This window comes from Marinoscillum sp. 108, from assembly GCF_902506655.1.
Lineage (GTDB): Bacteria > Bacteroidota > Bacteroidia > Cytophagales > Cyclobacteriaceae > Marinoscillum > Marinoscillum luteum.
Genome location: NZ_LR734808.1, coordinates 2,190,464 through 2,209,890 on the forward strand (window position 1 = coordinate 2,190,464; position 19,427 = coordinate 2,209,890).

Below are 19,427 nucleotides of genomic sequence, written 5' to 3' on the forward strand. Positions count from 1 at the left end.
GGGTGGCTGCCCTGAGGCAGCCACTTTTATAGAACATTGAAATTGATGGAAATGAAATGCAGGCCTCTACCTTCAAATCTGCGGCTGGACAGATAGGTACACCACCCAAAGATTGAGTTTGCTGATGATAACATTGGAAAAAGGTATCAAAAGCAAATCGGGTAGAGCCTGTATTTTATTAATCCCCTTACCTCCAGATAGAAGCCATGGGTGTGAGACTCAGCTTCACCTCTGAAGCACTCACAGATACTTTCGTATAGGGAGTGGTCGGAAATATCAAATCAGTCATCACAACTGCTCCATAATTAACAAAAACCTCAGCCGAAGATCGATCCATATAGATCTGAATGTCCGATACACTTACTCCGCCCAGTGGAGCTTCATGAATGGCTGCAAAATCTTCGCTAAATGAAGTGTCGCCGCTCTTGGTGCGATCGATCACCAATCGATCAGCAGTAAGCTTCACCACCAGTCTCTCACCTTGTTCATTGGAGAATGTGATATCCAGACTCTGTCCCTGGACATTGGTAAGTTCCACCAGATAGGATTCAGCAGATAAATCCATTGTGGACTCATGTGAAACAATGGCCTCTCCCATCAGTGTCTCCAGCTCCGGCACAGGCTTCGACTGGAGCAGATATCCTGTTTCCGATTTATGCAATGACAACTCTCTGGGGATGGTCATAGCACTTCGCCACTCATAAGTGGGCACCACGTTGGCATACTGCCAGTTGCTCATCCAGCCCAAAAACAAGCGCCTTCCATCTATTTCAGGAATGTCGGCCCAGGTAACACCAGCATAATTATCCGCACCATAGTCGATCCATCGGGTGACAGAGTCCGCAGGAGTGAAAACCGTACCGTCAAAATCTCCCACAAAATATTGAGTAGCAGAGCCGCCCTGAGGGCCTCCCGGATTGATACTCAACAGAATTACCCATTTCTCATCGCCATATTGATCCATAAGGGAAAATAAATCAGGGCATTCCCATACACCGCCATGCCCACCTATGGTATGTCCAAACTCACTTTGAAACTCCCAACGAATGAGGTCTGGCGAAGTGTAAATATTCACATGATCCAAAACAGCTAAAATCATTATCCATCTCTCATTCGCTTCGTCCCAGCTCACCTTCGGGTCACGAAAATCGATGATTCCTGGATTGGCCAACACAGGGTTGCCCTCATATTTTGTCCAGCTACGACCTTTATCCAGGCTAAAGGCGATGCCCTGCGTTTGAAAATCATTTCTTCCAGCCTCTGCACCCACCGGATCATGATAGGTGTAGATGGCCACCATTGGCGGATTGTCAGCGGTGCCCAAGCCACTGGTATTTTTCCAGTCAATCACCGCGCTCCCGCTGAAAATATAGCCCAAAGTATCCGGGTACAACGCAATGGGCAGATGCTCCCAATTGACCATATCCTCTGATACCGCATGCCCCCAGTGCATAGGGCCCCAAACATTACTATCAGGATAGTGCTGATAAAAGAGGTGATATTCTCCTTCATAAAAAACCATCCCATTAGGGTCGTTCATCCACTGAGTGGGGGGTGTAAAATGGTACTGCGGACGAAACTTTTCATCATATTTCATGAGCGAAGGCGTTGCTGATTCATTGCGTTTCTGACAGGCTGTTGCCAAAAAAAGAATAATCAGGAGGTAGGTAACTTTCATTGGAATAGGGTGTAATAAGATTCGATCTTCAATATATACAAATGGAAGCGACTTGACCAATAATCACTTTTGAACATGAAATCAGACTGTATGCGCCTATGTCTGTGGCTGGTGATTTGATATCCACCCAGTTTTATCAGCTCCCTAAGGGAGTCAAATCCCGCAGGCTGTCATCACCTGCATGATTTGCGCCTTGATCAATTGGTTCACATCCGGCGCCACAGCAAGAACCCCCCGGGAGATCAATACAATCCCGGCAAGCAGCCCCACCGGAGTGATCAGATTGTTCAACCGATGGGACAACCCAGGCACATAGTGGGAGACGAAGCGAAAAGCCGCCAGTATGGGCAATGTGCCTAATCCGAATAAAATCATATAGAAAAAAGCTCCCGTCAATCCCCCCGAAAGGAGTGCTCCGGCAGCAGCCAGATAGACCAAACCACAAGGCAGGGCGCCGTTGAGGAGCCCGGCAGCAAACCAACGCATGCGTGTGCTGAAATACTTGGTTAGCACATTTTTCAAAGACTGAAAAAACCATGAGCGGTGATAGGCCCCTTCTATCCTGGTTCTGATTCTGGGAAAGAGGTAAACTACAAGAATGGTGGCACCAAGGAGGATGGACAGATATTGCTGCACCTCGAAAAACCGCACAGAAAAGCCTAACAATCCGAATATGGCTCCAATAAAACCATAGAAAAGAAGTCTGCCCGAGTGATACAAACCAAAGGAAATAAACGTATTCTTTCCATTCGTACCGGTAAAGGTGAGCATCAGTGGCCCACACATGGCCACACAGTGAACGCTCCCAAATAGCCCGATCACAAACGCCGCGATCATCTAATGAATATTCCTTCTTCCTGAAAATAGCCTACCCCGCCACTGGTCCATGTGAGCTTCACCTTATACCGTCCCTTGGTTAATTCCTCTCCAAAGATGGTCTGCTGTCTTTTCTCATTGAGTGAGATACTGAAGCTCCGATCAAAAATAGATCTGGATGGATGATAAAAGTGAATTTCTCCCTTCGCTCCTGAAAACTCCTGAGGAAAGCTAAAAACCACACTCCTACCCTCCTGAGTGATCGAAACCTTTGCTCCACTTTGAGCCAGATTAATGTGTTCCTGGATCCGCTCCTGATAGACGAGCTCATCCTGATAATAGGTATCAGATACCAGATCAAAATCCTGCTGAAATGCTGCTACCACAATGGAGCTGATAAATCCACAAAACAGCACGAATGCCAACACTATACTTTTTCCCCAATTCCATTTCATAACTTTTTCATTTAATTAGTTCAGGAAGGCCCCAAAAATCTTGTCGTTACCGTTTCTAATAATTTTCCGTCTGAAAACACACCCACTTCAACTGAAGTGCTTAGTCCATCCAACTCTTCGGGATTTATAATGATAAAAAATGCACCCGCTTCCATGCCCTGCTTCCTGAGCACAATATCCTCACCCACCATTTCTATTCTTCCTGAAGGCTCCATTAGTTCCAATTTCACCGGATAAATGTTATTCGATTTGTTAAGCATTTTTAGCTGATACAAGTTAGAAATGGCACCATCTGGTCGTTCCTGATACATCATGCCCGGTGTGCGCAGGATGGTGGTCTCAAGGTCCGAACGGATCATCAACAAGGTCACCAACACTCCCATCAGTGCCAGCAATACCAGGGAGTATGCCCGCATTCTTCCCGTAAACACGAAGGGGGTCTTTGTCTCAATATGATCCTCCGAATCATACCTCACCAACCCTTTAGGCTTACCGATAGCATCCATAATGGAGTCACAGGCATCCATACACGCCGTGCAGTTCACACACTCCAGCTGAGTCCCGTTTCTGATATCTATGCCCGTGGGGCACACATACACACATTGCTTACAGTCTATGCAGTCTCCCTTATCCAGTGCCTCCCTGTCTTCTCCCTTTCGGTATTTACCCCTGGTTTCGCCACGCTGATAGTCATAGGCCACCACTATACTCTTGCGATCCAATAACACGCCCTGCAGCCTGCCATATGGGCATATGGTGGTGCACACCTGCTCCCGCAAGCGACTGAAAACCCCGTAAAACATTCCCGTAAGTGCCACCATCACCACAAAAGCCACTGGCTCTTCTGCAGGCCCGCTTTGGATCAGCAGCCAGGTCTGATCCACCCCAATGATATAGGCCATGAAGGTGTGCATGATCACTGTACTGATGGCCAGAAAAACGAAGTGCTTACTCCCTTTTTTCCAAATCCTTTCAACATCCCAGGCCTGGCGATCCAGCTTCTTTTGCTTCATATAATCGCCCTCTATCCAATACTCCACCCGACGAAAAACCCATTCCATAAAAATGGTCTGCGGACACAGCCAACCACAAAAAATCCGACCGAAAACGATGGTAAACAGGATGATAAAAACCACAGTGGTGATCATTCCGATCACGGCCAGATGAAAATCCTGAGGCCAAAAAACCTGACCGAAAATAACGAACTTCCGCTCCAGGATATTCATCAAAAGGAGTGGCTCTCCATCTATACTGATAAAGGGACCAGCCAAAAGAAATACCAGCAGCAGTATACTAACCAGCATACGGTAATTGGTGAATTTCCCTTTGGGCTTTTTGGGATAGACCCACACCCGTTTACCAGCCTCATCCACGGTAGAAATGTGGTCTCGATAAGAGGCCTCTTCTTCTTGTTCTTTATATAAATCGGTGATATCGGGTGTCATATCAGCTGCCGGCAGTGGCCACCTTTACACTATCCAATGGAACACTCGCCTCCCGCTCAAAAAGCTCACCCTGAGGCGCTTTAGCGTTGGGTGGATTGGTGCCCTCCAGAGTATACACATAGCTGGAAATTTGCTGCATCTCCTTCGGACTTAGCTGAGCCTGCCATGAAATCATCCCTTTCGACGGCACACCATATTTGATGGTCTTGAAAATGGATTGAACATCACCCCCATGAATCCAATACTGATCCGCAAGATTGGGCCCTACACCACCTTCACCCAGCTGCCCATGACATGCTGCACACTTCGACACAAACAGGTCCTGCCCCACAGCAAGATCTTCCGATGCATTGAGCATGGTCACTGAGGATTCGTCAATAAGATTATCCAGGGACGCCAGATACATTTCCACCTCCGCATTGGCCAACTCCATCTCGGTGTAATATTCCTCGTCCTGCAGGGCGCCAGTTCCCAATACATGAAAATGGAGTATGTAGGCGACAGAGATAATAATGGTGAGATAAAAACCATAAAGCCACCATGGTGGAAGTTTGTTGTCCAGCTCCCTGATTCCGTCATAGGAGTGGTCGGTCATTACCGTAGCTTCTTCCTCCAAAGGCACAGCATTATTCAACCTATGCCATATGCGGCTCCAGAATCCCTCGGCGGGCACTACCGGAGCAGACTGGTGCTTGGCTCCCATGATGGCCGACAAAGCATACAGGGAAGTGTAGAGCGCCAAAAGCGCTACCACAACCACCAGTGCCCCTACGGTCAGCACGATTTCCACCTGATATAAGGTATAAAAATCTGAAGCAGTATCCTGTGCCTGCACCATCACCGGCCCGCCCAGTATGGAGAGGAGTATCAATACGGATTTAGAGTAGTTCATCGCTTTCATCGTTTATATTCAGTGGTATCCTGGAGATTTCATCTATTTGCTTTCTGTTTGACCTAAGGACGTAAATAAAAAGCCCCAGGAAAAAAACGAAGAAAATGATCAGTGAGATCAGGGGGAATACTTCAATTCCCGCAATGGTCTCCATATGGTGTTTTACAAATTTTAGCATGATTACTGTTCGTTTTTGGTTTCACCAATGTTCTTAATATCTGTACCCACCCGTTGCAAATAAGCAATTAGCGCCACTATTTCTTTGTCAGGAACTACCCTGACTCCCTGAGTCGCCAGGTCATCCGAGATGGATTTGGCTTGCTGCTCAGCATCTGCTACGGCTTCATCCTGAAAGCCTTCGGCGTATGGCACTCCCAGCGTCTGCATCGCGGTGATCTTTTTAGGGAGGAGTTCTTTTTCCCAGTCTTGCTCAAAGAGCCATGGATAAGGTGGCATAATAGAACCCGGAGACATACTCGCGGGATCCAGCATGTGGTAGTAATGCCAGCTGTTGGGATATTTACCACCGACTCTCAGGAGATCCGGCCCGGTACGCTTAGACCCCCACTGAAACGGGTGGTCATAAACAAACTCTCCCGCTTTGGCATACTCACCATACCGCTCGGTTTCTGATCGGAAAGGCCTCACCATCTGAGAGTGACAGGTATAACAGCCCTCACGTACATAGATGTCCCTACCATTCAGTTCCAATGGGGTGTAGGGCTTCACACTTGTGATGGTGGGCACATTGGATTGCACCAAAAATGTAGGAACAATCTCGATAATCCCCCCGATAGCCACTGCCACAAGGCTCCATACCAGCAGGGTAATAGGCCTCCATTCAAAAATTCGTCTGTGCCAATGTTCGGATTTCGCAGGACGGTAATTTTTCGTAAGTGGGGCTGCCTCAGCCTTTGTTTCTCTTATGAACGTACCAGCCTGAGCGGTTTTTATCAGGTTATAAACCATCACAAAAACCCCTGTCAGGTACAGGGCACCACCAAATGCCCGCAGCATATACATAGGCATGATCTGAGTCACAGTCTCCAGGAAGTTGCTATAGACCAGGGTGCCTTCCGGTGCAAACTGCTTCCACATGAGGCTTTGCACAAAGCCTGCCCAGTACATAGGAAGGGTGTAGAAGATAATGCCCATGGTTCCTACCCAGAAGTGTACATTGGCAAGTTTTTTAGAAAACAACTGCGTACCGTACAACCGGGGAATGAGGTAATAGAGCATGGCAAAAGTCATGAAGCCATTCCATCCGAGTCCCCCTACGTGGACGTGCGCCACGATCCAGTCAGTAAAGTGAGCGATGGCATTGAAGTTCTTCAGGGAAAGCATTGGCCCCTCAAAAGTGGCCATACCGTAGCAGGTAACTGCCACCACCATAAATTTCAGAATAGGATCTTCGCGCACTCTGTCCCAGGCCCCGCGCAGTGTCAGCAGTCCATTGAGCATCCCGCCCCAAGACGGAGCAATGAGCATGATGGAAAAAACCGTACCCAAAGACTGAGCCCAGTTAGGCAGGGAATTGTACAACAGATGATGGGGGCCTGCCCAGATGTAAATGAATATGAGTGCCCAAAAGTGGATAATGGACAAGCGGTAGGAATAAACCGGACGATTGGCCGCCTTGGGGATGAAATAGTACATCAATCCCAGGTATGGGGTGGTCAGGAAAAATGCGACCGCATTGTGCCCATACCACCACTGTACCAATGCATCCTGCACACCAGCATACCACGAGTAGCTTTTCATGAAACTGATAGGCAGCTCAAACGAATTAACGATATGGAGCATCGCTACGGTCACGAAAGTGGCAATGAAAAACCAAATGGCCACATACAAATGGCGCTCCCTTCTTTTGAGGATGGTACCAAACATATTGATCCCAAAGACCACCCAGATGATGGCTATGGCAATATCAATCGGCCACTCCAGCTCAGCGTATTCCTTGCCTGTGGTGTATCCCAATGGCAAGGTGATGGCCGCAGCGAGTATGATCAACTGCCACCCCCAGAAATGGATTCTACTCAGCAGGTCGCTGAACATCCGGGCCTTGCAAAGTCGCTGCAGAGAATAGTAAACACCCATGAAAATACCATTGCCCACAAATGCAAAAATCACTGCATTGGTATGCAAAGGCCTGATCCGCCCAAAAGTGGTATACTGCAATCCGAAATTGAGCTCTGGCCAGAAAAACTGACACGCTGCCAGCAACCCAACGCTCATCCCCACCACCCCAAAAACAGTGGTGGCAATAAGGAACATCCTTACGATTGAGTTGTCATAGTAAAACGTATCCAGGCCATTATTTACCGTCCCCTTTTCTTCGGGCGGGTTGGTGAGAGTCGTTGTTGACATAGAAAGTTTGATTTGGTTCGTCATCAAAAAGTATCCTGATAGAAGGGGTATAGTCATCATCATACTGACCGCTTCCTGAAGCCCATATAAAAGCGAACAAGAACCCTAAGGCTACTGTGATGCTGAATCCGATTAAGACGATGATTACACTCATAATTATCAAAGCAAGATTACGAGGATGAGTCACCCCATCTTATGAGCGTTTTCAATCGTTCGACTGATTTTTGTCAGTGGAGAAAAAGAAAACCTCAAAAAACCTCACCGAAAGTACTTTTTGGAGATCCCATTTATCACCAGCGTGATAAATGCCACCACCGTAACTGAGCTGATGGGCATGAGGATGGCCGAGACCACCGGGGTGAGGTGGCCCGAAACGGCAAAGGACAGCCCTATAATATTGTACACAAAAGAGATCACCAATGCGGCCACAATTACACGCATGACCACTTTGGAAAACCTAAGGATGCTGCCCGTTCGGCTCAGTGAGTCAGCTTCCACCAGCGCGTCACAGGCGGGACTAAACTGATGGATGTCTTCGCACACTGCAAATCCCACACTGGCAGACTTGAGTGCTCCAGCGTCGTTCAGCCCGTCACCAATCATCAGCGTATGACCTTGAAGCCCTTGTAAAAAGGACAGCTTCTCTTCTGGCTTTTGATTGAATGCCCATTGGTCAAAATATGGAGCCAGGGTGGGTGCCTCAGACGCATTATCTCCAGAAAGCAAACAAAGTCTGTAGTCGTTCCGCAGATGTTTCAGTTCAGAAAATATGTCGGCACGATACTCTGCCCTGATGCTGTAAAACCCAATAAAAACACCGTCTATGTCCACATAGGCCGTGGTCTCCTGTACCGTATTGGAGGAGCGATTGATCCATGCCGACGATCCCACTTTCACTACATGACCAGCTATCTCAGCCCGCAAGCCTTTTCCTACCTGCTCATTGAAATCTGTGATGGCCATCTTCTCCACACTCTCCGCAATGGTGCCTAATATAAGCCTGCTGATAGGGTGGGCAGAATTGGCACAGGCCGTTTTGAGAAGGGATAGTTGTATAGGGTTTAACTCCGCGCCCTGATAACTTACTTTGGAGGGATTATTTTTGGTGAGCGTCCCCGTTTTGTCAAAGACAATCGTTTCGGTTTTAGCCATCTGCTCAATAATACCGGCATTTTTCAGATAAACACCCTGGTGACCGAGTATCCGCATGCCATGTCCCAGGCCAAAGGGTAAGGCCAACGCCAGTGCACACGGGCAAGCCACAATCAGCACGGAAGCAACGGCATCCCATATTTTGGAAGGATCTGCCACACTCCAGTATATTCCTGTGCCCAGGGCAAGTATGAGGATCACCACAGTGAAGTACTTGCTCACCTTGTCTATCAGGTTGTCATAGGGATTGGCAGTCTTGGCAAAGGTCTGATTATTCCATAACTGAGTGAGTTTGCTGGTGCTCACGGCTTTTTCCAGACTTATTTCAATCTGCCCACCCAACTGCCTGCCTCCCGCGTACACGCGCTCCCCCTCACTTACAGGTATGGGATCAGCCTCTCCCGTCACAAAGCTGTAGTCAATTTTGGCTTTACCGGATTGCAAAATACCATCGGCAGGGATCAACTCCTGATTGTGAAGAACGATGCAGTCGTTTGGCTTCAAATCTCTCACCAATACCTGCTCCTCCTGGCCACTGACCACCCGCGTTACCGAAACGGGAAAATAAGACTTATAATCCCGCTCAAAAGACAGGGCCTCATATGATTTGCTCTGATACCATTTGCCCAACAACAAAAAGAAGACAAGACCAGCCAGGGAGTCCACATAGCCCGGACCCGCAGCCCATAGTATCTCATATCCACTCCTGACAAAAAGTGTGAAAATACCCAGGGTAATGGGTACGTCTATATTCATATATCCATGCCGGATGCTTCTCCAGGCACTCTTGTAGTACTCCTGAGCAGCATAAAAGACCACTGGAATCGATAAAAACAGATTGATCCAACCAAACAAGTGCCTGAATGACTCCTCGGCCTGAAATGCGCTATCCAGATACTCAGGCAGGCTCATCAGCATACTATTGCCGAAGCAAAAACCCGCCACTGCTATTCGCAATACCTGCTTATTTGACTTTCTGGGCTTCGGCGCCTCCACACTGTCCAGATGAATAGCAGGCGGATACCCCAATGTAGCCAGGATGATGGCCACCTCCCGCAGGGTAATTGCTTTAGAGAAAAGAATGGTGATTTCCTTTCGGAGAAAGTTAACCTCGGCGGAGAAAATACGGCTTTCTAACTTGGGCAGGTGCTCCAGCAGGTAAATACAAGAGCTACAATGAATGCCCGGCAGAGAAAACCTGACTGCAGACTGGTTGGCATCTGAATAATGGAGCAGCCCCTCGCTCACCTCTTTCTGATCCAGAAATGAGTATTTCTTGTGAATTTCCTTTTCCTCGGCTACCCTACCAGCGTGCAGCTCCCTGTTTTGATAGTATGCACCCAGATTGTTGTGCTCGATCAACTCATAAACCGCCCTGCAGCCATGGCAGCAAAAATCCTTGTCTTCATATTCGATGTGGTCTTCCTCACACGAGGTGCCGCAATGATGGCAACGTAATTTTGGAGAAATCCGGGCAGATGATGTCATATATACTTCAGGCACCCACAAAACTAATTTGCTCAAACAGGTCAGGGTCTGACAGTACTCAGGCTTATAACTGACATTAATCATGTGTTGCTATGCCACCGCAACGCTGAAAGTGAAAACAACCAAAATCAGCACTGGTAATGATCATTATCAGGAATAAACCTCCTTCGCCCGAGTTTCTTTGTTACATGCAAGATTTCATTTCAAAATACAACGTCCCAGGCCCACGCTATACCAGCTACCCTACCGTCCCCCATTGGCATACAGAAGACCACACCGAAAGTCGCTGGAAGCAAGCGGTCAGTGATGGATTTTGGAGAAATGGTAAAGAAATCAGCCTGTATATTCACCTCCCATTTTGCGAAAGCTTATGTACCTACTGTGGATGTACAACCCGGATCACCCAAAACCACAAAATAGAAAGCAAATACATCACCTATTTACTGAAAGAATGGAAACTCTACCTGGCCACTTTCGGAGGTCAACCCATCATCAGGGAGATTCACCTGGGAGGTGGCACCCCCACCTTTTTCTCAGCAGAAAACCTCAAAACCCTGATCGACGGACTCACTTATGAGGCCACCCTTTCTGACGATTTCGTATTTGGCTTTGAAGGACACCCCAATAACACGACAGAGGAACACCTGAAGACGCTGGCTGCATTGGGCTTTACCAGGATGAGCCTCGGCATTCAGGATTTCGATCAGGAAGTGCAAAAAATCATCAACAGGAAACAATCCTTCTCTCAGGTGAAAGAGGTCACAGCGCTTGCTCGTACCTATGGATTCACCAGTGTGAACTACGACCTGATCTATGGTCTCCCTAAGCAGACAATCTCAGGGATTGCTCAAACCATCGCTCAGACCATTGCCTTAAAGCCAGATCGCATTGCTTTCTATGGCTACGCCCATGTGCCCTGGGTCAAAGCTGCTCAAAAGTCTTACGAACAGTACCTTCCAAGCCCAGCCCAGAGGCAAAGCATGTATGCCACCGGCAAGAAAGCACTGATGGCCAATGGTTATCATGACATTGGCATGGACCACTTTGCACTGCCTACCGACAGCCTCTATGAAGCCTTTGCCACCGGTAAACTTCATCGCAACTTTATGGGCTATACCACCCAAGACACCAATCTGCTGATTGGGCTGGGTATGAGTTCCATCAGCGACAGCTGGACGGCATTTAGTCAAAACGAAAAACTGTTGAGCAGGTATTACGAGCGCCTCGACCGAAATGAACTACCCATTTCCAGAGGCCATCAGCTCACCACAGAAGATTTGATCATCCGGCGGCATATTCTGAATCTCATGTGTAATTTTGAAACCACATGGGAGGTTTCTGAGCTATTGGAGATTGGTTTTGGCTTCAATACCAACCTCCTGGCTACTTTGGTGACGGATGGGTTTATTCAATGGACTGATACCGGGATCAAAATCAATGACGCTGGCAAACCCTTTATCCGAAATATCTGCATGGCGCTGGACGCCCGACTCTGGCGCTCCAGCCAGCAAGCCTCCTTCAGCCAAACCCTATGATCATGAGAGTGACTAACGCTCTCAGTCCTTCAGCACCAAATCGTAGTAATCTGTGCGCCGGTCTTTCAGATTGCGTGCACTCCCCGATTCATGCAGTTCTTTGAGTAAGTCAAGGTCCACATCCACTACCAGGATCATCTCTGTATTGGGCGTGGCTTCCGCTTTCACTCCATTAACCGGAAAGGCAAAATCGCATGGAGTGAACACCACGGACTGAGCAAATTGGATATCCATGTTGTGCACTTTGGGCAGGTTGCCCACCGAACCGGCCATGGCCACGTAACATTCGTTTTCTATAGCCCGTGCCTGAGCGCAGTTTCTCACCCTTGAGTATCCGTTTTGTGTATCTGTCAGGAAGGGGATAAAAAGTAGTTTCATCCCCTGGGCAGCCATCATCCTCGGAATCTCGGGAAACTCCACATCATAACTGATGCAAACACCCACCTTACCACAATCCGTATCAAACACCTGAATCCCTTTGCCTCCCGACATCCCCCAGAATTTCACTTCATCTGGAGTGACCTGTATTTTTTCAAACTGACTCCATACCCCATTTCTTCGGCAGAGATAGCCCACATTGTAGAGGTTGCCGTCACGCATCAAAGGCATACTGCCAGTGATAATATTGATGTTGTAACTAATGGCCAGCTGGACGAACCGATCGCGAATGCTTTCGGTATGAGCGGCCAGCTCACGAATGGCAGCAGGCTCGCTAAGATTGTTCCACTGCCCCATAAGTGGCGCATTGAAAAACTCCGGGAAGAGTGCAAAATCACTTTTGTACCCGGAGACTGCATCGATGAAAAATTCTATTTGCTGGAAAAGCTCATCCATGGTATTGTACGGTCGCATCTGCCACTGTACCAGCCCCAAGCGGACCACTGGCTTGTACTCAGGTTTATTGGCTCCTTTTCGCTTGTAATAGATATTATCCCATTGCAAGAGGGTAGCAAATTCCATGGACTCCTCATCACCCGGCATATAGTCGGTCAGGAGCTTCTTTACGTGAAAGTCGTTGGAGAGCTGAAAGGACAGTGTGGGATCATGAATCTCCTTAAACTTCACCCGATCGATGTATTCCTTTGGCTTCAGGGTATCTACATACTTATGGTAATTCGGGATTCGGCCACCGAAAATGATCGCACGGAGATTCAATTTTTCACAAAGTTCCTTTCGGGCATCATAGAGGCGCCTGCCCAAGCGATACCCCCGGTAGTCTGGTCGGATAAAGACCTCTATCCCGTACAGAATATCCCCCGTAGGGTTATGGGTGTCAAAGGAGTAGTTGCCGGTGATCTCTTTGTAAGTGTGCTCGTCTCCAAACTTGCCATAATCAACTATGATGGCCAGTGCACAACCCACTACTTTGCCGTCTGCCACGATTCCAAATTGACCTTCGGGGAAAATCTCCAGAAGCTTGTTGATGTATTCCTCCCCCCAGAAAATGCCGGGCCAGCTGCTGTAGGCCTCTATCATGGCATCCTTGAGCTCCTGATAGTCAGCCATTCGGATGTTTCTTACCTCTACTTGTTTGATTTTTTTCATAGCTGATCGATTTTCAGGTTAAGACGTGAGTTTAAGATTAGGTTACATGATTCTTTTGGCATCTCCTCCATTACTCCGAGAAAGTTATACAAAGAAAGGTCATTATGAAGTATAAAGATATGCCGGTGCTGATAGGTTTAAATGGCGTTATACTACCATTTCCTTTCCTTTTTCTTATATTCATCTGACAGATTTGGCACGGCCGATCTGGTAATGAATCCAAAATAGATAACAATCAGGCTGTCATGTTTTTTCAATCGTTTGAATTAACCATACAGCCTCAACCCCAACCCCAAATGCGCCCAACTCATTTGCTTCAAGTTTTCCTGATCTCACTAGTATTTTTACTCTTCACCTTCAGGGCAGATGCGCAAACGGATAAGAAATATCAACTTCAGGTAATCTCGCAGCCCGCCAATACCCCTGCCAATGCGGAACTATATGCTGCCGGAAACTTCAACAACTGGATAGCCGGAGACAGGATGTATCAACTACACCCCAATTCGGAAGGCGTTTATACCCTACAAATTTCCACGCCTCTGGATACGCTGATGTACAAGTATACCCGCGGCACATGGCCATCTGTAGAGGGGGATGACTTTGGTCAAATCAAAAAAAACAGGCAGCTCCTTCACACCGGAAACGCTATCACCTCTGTGGAGGATGAAATAAAAACCTGGGAAGACCTGGAAAGCAGCGACACTTACACTTTTGTCATCGAATCCCTACCGGAAAATACACCCATAGACGCTACCATCTACCTCACCGGCAACTTCAACCGATGGGAGCCCGGCAACCCTGATTATAAATTCAGCAAACTCGAAGACAATACCTACACCTATACCCTCAAGGGTGCTCCGGATCACTTAGAATATAAATTTACCCGAGGCACCTGGGAGACCGTGGAAGGAGGTAGCGACGGCCGAGCCATTGGCAACAGACAATACCGCAGAACCGAAGGTGGACCAGTGATGCTCTATGCCACCATCAAAACCTGGGAAGATTTCTCAGGATCAAAGGTGAATTATTATGATTTCATCCTCATCATTGCTTCGGTAATCGCCTTCCTGCTGCTGGTTGCCTTCAACTGGATGGTCAATGCCAATGTGCAAGCCAACAGGTTCCTTTCGTTGGCCCTGGCCCTGTTCATTATCGCTTCTGCAGCCAGGATTCTCATGAACTATCGCCAAATGTTTCACTGGGAGCCCCGGCTCGTTTTGCTGCCAGACATGGTCTATTTTACCATTGCTCCCCTCCTGTATTTTTACTTTCAGTCGCTTCTGGCCGTGAGGCCGCGAATCTCCATGAGCAAGTGGATCAGTTTCATTCCGGCCGGTATTCTCATGCTTACCTATATTCCGCTTTTCGTCCTGGATCGGGAGACCTTCATAGATAAAATGGTCAATCGGGAATTTCACTGGTTGTTTGCCCTGACCGCAGGTATCGGCCTGATCTATAACTTCATCTACTGGCTCAGAAGTCTGCGTGTTCTCAAGATTTACACTGAGAAAATGGATAACACACAGTCGTTCGATCAAAGTCATTATTACCTCAACAGCTTACTTACCCTCTATAGCATCTGCCTCTTCACCTGGCTGGCCACATACCTCATCGGCGGAGCTGGCTTGTTCGGAGAGATGGACACCATCAGGATTACCGATACCACTTCAGACCTCACCTGGATCCTTTTCGCAGGCACCCCCTTTTTGGTGGCCTACTTTGCACTCAGCCAGCCAGAGCTCTTCAGGATCTCCGAAACCTCAGAAAAATATCGTTTTTCCAGTCTGAGTGATGAGTCTGTAAACAACCTGAAAGAACAGCTCCACCAGCTCATGCTCAATGAGAAACCCTTTCTCAATCCCAAGCTTACCCTTCTGGAGTTGGCAGAAATGATCGAGACCAACACCCATGCACTCTCGCGGGTGATCAATGAAGGATTCGATCGAAATTTTTATGACTTTGTCAATTTCTACCGGGTCGAGGAATTTAAGCGGCTGGTGAATCAGGCCGACCATAAAAACCTCACCTTTCTGGCCATTGCCTATGAGGTAGGCTTCAGTTCCAAAACCACCTTCAACCGGGCTTTTAAAAAGCTGGAAGGACATACTCCCCGCGAGTACCACAAGCAAATGATTCATGAAGGAACTACCGAGGAAATGAAATGGGTTTGAAGTAGTTTCAATAAAACACATGATAGATTTTCAATATATTAATATAAGGCTCTCATAACCCTACCATATTTCCAATCTCATAATTCACTAATAAAGTACCACCAAACACTTTTAAGATGGTGGTACTTAATGAATCCCTCAGATTTTTCATTGGATAAATGGCTTATTCCTTATCAAATCCAACCAACTGTATACTAGCTGGTTAGAGAAATAAACCAAGTGCTAAAACATGAAATGATACTTTCACCAAAGGACTGACAGCGCCCAAGTGATAACATGTGCCGATTGGGAAGTGTGGTGTGGGTAAGCTTGTGTTGTACCGTGAGGAAACTCATGGACTCAAAAGTTATTCTCAACCAAACCAACAACCTATGTACACTTTGCGAAAAGCAACCCTTGCTTTGATCATTCTGATGAGTTGCCTGTCTACTCATCTCTCTTTCGGACAGGTGGATTTCCGGGAGGAAACGATCTATTTCCTCCTTACCTCCAGATTTTTTGACGGAGATCCATCCAACAATGCACCCAATGAGTGGAGTTCATATGACCCTGACCCCAATGTGCGTCCTTCTATTACCGATCCTCAGGATGTTACCTGGCGGGGTGATTTCAAAGGGCTCATCCAAAAACTCGATTACATTCAGGACCTGGGCTTCACAGCCATCTGGATCACGCCCATCGTCCACAACAGGAGCCCGCTGGACTATCACGGGTACCACGCATGGGACTTTACCCGGGTAGACCCCAGACTGGAGTCACCAGGCGCCACCTTTCAGGACCTGATCAATGAAGTACATGCCCGCGGCATGAAGATCGTCCTCGACATTGTGACCAACCATGCGGGTAGATTTGGAATCAAAGGTCAGGCCGAAATCAAGTACAACACCGACCCCAACCAGCCATGGGGGCAGGACTCCAATGGCAATACGCTCCAGCCCAACCCCAACTGGGAGTACGATGGTATCACCCCCAATCCGGACGATGGTAAGATCTGGAGCCGGGCCAACATCCCAACCATGCCTGCACCTTACAATCAAAACCTGCAAAACTATAACTGGCCGAGCACCCAATCCTATGTGGACACCTCAGATCCCAACTGGTACCATCACTCCGGAAACGGATTCGCGCAAGGCTGGGATGATACGGAGAACCTTTACAACCGGGCATTGGCGGGAGACACCCCCGACCTGAATACCGGAAGCTCTGTGGTCCAAAACTACCTGATCGCCGCCTACACCACCTTCATCAATATGGGGGTGGATGCCTTCCGCTGGGACACCATGAAACACATGAGTAAAGACGATGTACTGGCTTTCAAAGATGCTTTTCATGCAGTGAATCCAGACCTTTTCATTTTCGGAGAAGTAGCTCAGAAAAGACATGAACTCCATAATGTGGAAGAAATCAACCCACACTGGTACACCTGGAGAGGTGCTGTAGGCGCTTCTCAAAATTCGGATATCGCTGTGTTGGATTTCTATGCGGAGGCCACCTTCCATGGTGTATTCGAGTCAGGAGAAAGCTTTGCCAATGTGCAGGCCGCGGCCCGATACGATCACTTGTACAGCGACCCATCTACCCTGCTCACCTGGCTGGATAACCATGACTTTGGCCCAAATAACGACTGGAACCGAAGATATGGTGGCAGTGCCGAGAACCTCGCCGCCTGTATGAACTTTATGTTTACCTGGCGAGGGATTCCGGTGGTCTATTACGGTACAGAAATCCAGTTTAAAAAAGGAGAATACGCAGACATCCACGATGCCACAGGTATAGAAAAATCGATTGACGAAACGGGCCGCGCCTACTATGGAGCAGAATTTGCCAACGCACCCAACCACATTATCTATCAGCACATCAAAAAACTGAATGCCATGCGCAGGGCGATTCCGGCCTTGCAGAAGGGCGCCTGGAGGTGGGATGGAAATGCAGGAGGAAATGGTGTGGGTTATGTAAGATCGCATGGTAGCAGTGAAGTAGCCGTAGGACTGGCTAAGGACGGCTCCGCCACTTTCAACTTCTCCGGACTTACCAATGGTATCTATCGGGATGCGGTCACCGGCAACGAACAGAACGTTTCGAATGGATCATTGAGCTTCACTGTACAGTCAGGGTCGGCGGGTATCTATGTACTCAACGGACCAGGAATGATCGGCGGAAACGGCGTAGGTTTCTTCCAGGCAGGCTCAGGGTCCAGCCAGCCTGTGGTGAGTGCTAACCCTTCCGGAGGTGTATATAGCAACCCCGTGCAGGTCACCCTCTCGGCAAGCTCACAGCATGCGCCCAATACCATCTACTATACCTTAGATGGCTCCACGCCTTCTACTTCCAGTGCAGTATACAGTGGTGCACTCACCATCAGCTCCACCTCCACACTGAAGGCCATGGCAGTGGACAATCAGGGTGGACAATCAACCGTGCTTTCGCACACCTATACCATTGGGGCGATAGAAGGAATCACGGTCTACTTTCAGAAACCTTCCGGATGGTCTACCGCCAACATCCACTATTGGAACCTATCACCTTCCGGTGCCAGCAGCACATGGCCTGGTCCGACCATGACCTCAGAAGGAAATGGATGGTACCGATATGATTTCACCAATGCCAGCAGTGCCAATATAGTATTCAATGACAATGGTGGCGCACAAACCGCAGACCTCTCCCGCTCCTCAGATGGGTGGTATGACATCAATGGAGTATGGAACGATACGGATCCCCGGGTCACCACCAATCAACCACCGGTAGTCTCCATTTCCCCACTGGGTGGCACTTTCACGGATGGCGACAATGTGAGTGTGACCCTCTCCGCTACTGACGATTCGGATCCGAACCCGACCATCTACTATACCCTGAATGGTAGTACACCAACCACTGCCTCCAGCGTATACAGCACAGCCCTTTCAGTCTCTGATGATCTTACCATCAAGGCGCTGGCAGTGGACAGTCAGGGTGCCAGCTCCACAATAGTGAGTGCAGCTTTTACTTTTGAGCCACCCGCTTCCGGGCTCATCGTGCACTTCAAGCCAAATGGCTACACCAGCCCTGAGGTCTATTTCTGGGGAGCGACTCCCTCCGGCCAGACGACCACCTGGCCCGGAGAAACCATGACGGCAGAGGCCGATGGCTGGTACAGCTATACCATAGGTAATGCTGCCTGTTCCAATTTGATTTTCAGTAACAATGGCGCCAGCCAAACCGCAGATCTCTACCGGTGTGGAGAAGGCTGGTACATGGATGGCACCTGGTATGATGATCTACCGGGCACTTCTGCCGGCTTGACCATTCACTATCAAAAGCCCTCCGGCTGGGGCACTGCCAAAATGCATTACTGGAATGTGACACCATCCTCCGTGGCTGGTACCACCTGGCCTGGCGCACAAATGACCAACGATGGCAATGGCTGGTGGTCATACACCATAGCGGATGCCACCTGTGCCAGCATCGTCTTCAATGACAATGGAGGCGCACAAACCGGGGACTTGTCCAGGTGCGGAGAGGGCTGGTATAACAATGGCTGGTCAGGCTCTGCCCGAACATCTGAAGGTTTCCCGAAAGTGGAAAACGCTGGGTTTTCACTCAGTCAAAACTACCCCAACCCCTTTACCGACTTTACCACCATAGAAATGAGCCTGAATAAGACCCAAAATGTCCGACTCTCGGTATATGCCATGGATGGTAAAGAAGTGATGACCATAGTAGATCACGAACTCACCAGCGGCAAACATCGGTTTATCCTGAACGCAGACCAATTTGAGCCTGGAATCTACTTCTACAAAATCATCAGCAGTGAGGGCGCTTTGATCAAAAGAATGCTCGTGAAGTAAAGAAGAAATAACTGGTTAAGTGAAAAGAGGGTGCCAATAGGCATCCTTTTTTTATTTAC

13 protein-coding genes are annotated in these 19,427 nt (G+C 48.3%); 3 read left to right on the top strand and 10 right to left on the bottom strand.

Annotation, left to right across the window (positions count from 1 at the left end; translation table 11 throughout):
* Positions 1–187: 187 nt before the first annotated feature.
* The 9 genes from GV030_RS08945 to GV030_RS08985 all read right to left on the bottom strand — a co-directional run bounded on the left by GV030_RS08945 (position 188) and on the right by GV030_RS08985 (position 10,329).
* Positions 188–1,678, bottom strand: a complete 1,491-nt coding sequence (locus GV030_RS08945) for a glycoside hydrolase family 32 protein (RefSeq protein ID WP_159581880.1) — start codon at positions 1,676–1,678, stop codon at positions 188–190.
* Positions 1,679–1,831: 153 nt separating this feature from the next.
* Positions 1,832–2,515, bottom strand: coding sequence for a sulfite exporter TauE/SafE family protein (locus GV030_RS08950; protein ID WP_159581882.1), 684 nt, complete (start codon positions 2,513–2,515; stop codon positions 1,832–1,834).
* Positions 2,512–2,949 carry a FixH family protein gene (locus GV030_RS08955; RefSeq protein ID WP_159581884.1) on the bottom strand — a complete coding sequence of 146 codons (438 nt, stop codon included), beginning with the start codon at positions 2,947–2,949 and terminating at the stop codon, positions 2,512–2,514. Before GV030_RS08955 ends, GV030_RS08950 begins: the two co-directional genes overlap by 4 nt.
* Before the next feature lie 20 nt (positions 2,950–2,969).
* On the bottom strand, positions 2,970–4,394 hold the full coding sequence (gene ccoG, locus GV030_RS08960; RefSeq protein WP_159581886.1) for a cytochrome c oxidase accessory protein CcoG: 1,425 nt from the start codon (positions 4,392–4,394) through the stop codon (positions 2,970–2,972).
* Position 4,395: 1 nt separating this feature from the next.
* Positions 4,396–5,286: a cbb3-type cytochrome c oxidase N-terminal domain-containing protein gene (locus GV030_RS08965; RefSeq protein ID WP_159581888.1), complete on the bottom strand. Its 891-nt coding sequence runs from the start codon at positions 5,284–5,286 to the stop codon at positions 4,396–4,398.
* Positions 5,273–5,464 (bottom strand): cbb3-type cytochrome c oxidase subunit 3, encoded by a 192-nt coding sequence (locus tag GV030_RS08970; protein ID WP_159581890.1) that lies wholly within the window; start codon positions 5,462–5,464, stop codon positions 5,273–5,275. Before GV030_RS08970 ends, GV030_RS08965 begins: the two co-directional genes overlap by 14 nt.
* 2 nt (positions 5,465–5,466) lie before the next feature.
* On the bottom strand, positions 5,467–7,653 hold the full coding sequence (gene ccoN, locus GV030_RS08975; protein WP_159581892.1) for a cytochrome-c oxidase, cbb3-type subunit I: 2,187 nt from the start codon (positions 7,651–7,653) through the stop codon (positions 5,467–5,469).
* Positions 7,601–7,807 (bottom strand): cbb3-type cytochrome oxidase assembly protein CcoS, encoded by a 207-nt coding sequence (gene ccoS, locus GV030_RS08980; RefSeq protein ID WP_159581894.1) that lies wholly within the window; start codon positions 7,805–7,807, stop codon positions 7,601–7,603. Before ccoS ends, ccoN begins: the two co-directional genes overlap by 53 nt.
* A 104-nt stretch (positions 7,808–7,911) precedes the next feature.
* The gene (locus tag GV030_RS08985) at positions 7,912–10,329 is read right to left on the bottom strand and encodes a heavy metal translocating P-type ATPase metal-binding domain-containing protein (protein ID WP_159581896.1); all 2,418 of its coding nucleotides are present in this window, start codon (positions 10,327–10,329) and stop codon (positions 7,912–7,914) included.
* 104 nt (positions 10,330–10,433) lie between these two features.
* Between GV030_RS08985 and hemN the strand changes: the two genes are divergently transcribed.
* A complete protein-coding gene (hemN, locus tag GV030_RS08990) occupies positions 10,434–11,828 on the top strand; it encodes an oxygen-independent coproporphyrinogen III oxidase (RefSeq protein WP_255465263.1) in 1,395 nt (464 codons plus the stop codon).
* A 21-nt stretch (positions 11,829–11,849) separates the two neighbouring features.
* Here hemN and GV030_RS08995 read toward each other — a convergent pair whose 3' ends face one another.
* Positions 11,850–13,373 (bottom strand): carbon-nitrogen hydrolase family protein, encoded by a 1,524-nt coding sequence (locus GV030_RS08995; RefSeq protein ID WP_159581898.1) that lies wholly within the window; start codon positions 13,371–13,373, stop codon positions 11,850–11,852.
* Positions 13,374–13,669: 296 nt separating this feature from the next.
* Here GV030_RS08995 and GV030_RS09000 point away from each other — a divergent pair, with 296 nt between their 5' ends.
* Together GV030_RS09000 and GV030_RS09005 are read left to right on the top strand one after the other, a co-directional pair.
* Positions 13,670–15,544, top strand: coding sequence for a helix-turn-helix domain-containing protein (locus GV030_RS09000; RefSeq protein WP_159581900.1), 1,875 nt, complete (start codon positions 13,670–13,672; stop codon positions 15,542–15,544).
* Between the two features lie 371 nt (positions 15,545–15,915).
* The gene (locus GV030_RS09005; protein WP_159581902.1) at positions 15,916–19,368 is read left to right on the top strand and encodes a starch-binding protein; all 3,453 of its coding nucleotides are present in this window, start codon (positions 15,916–15,918) and stop codon (positions 19,366–19,368) included.
* The last annotated feature ends 59 nt before the right edge of the window (positions 19,369–19,427 follow it).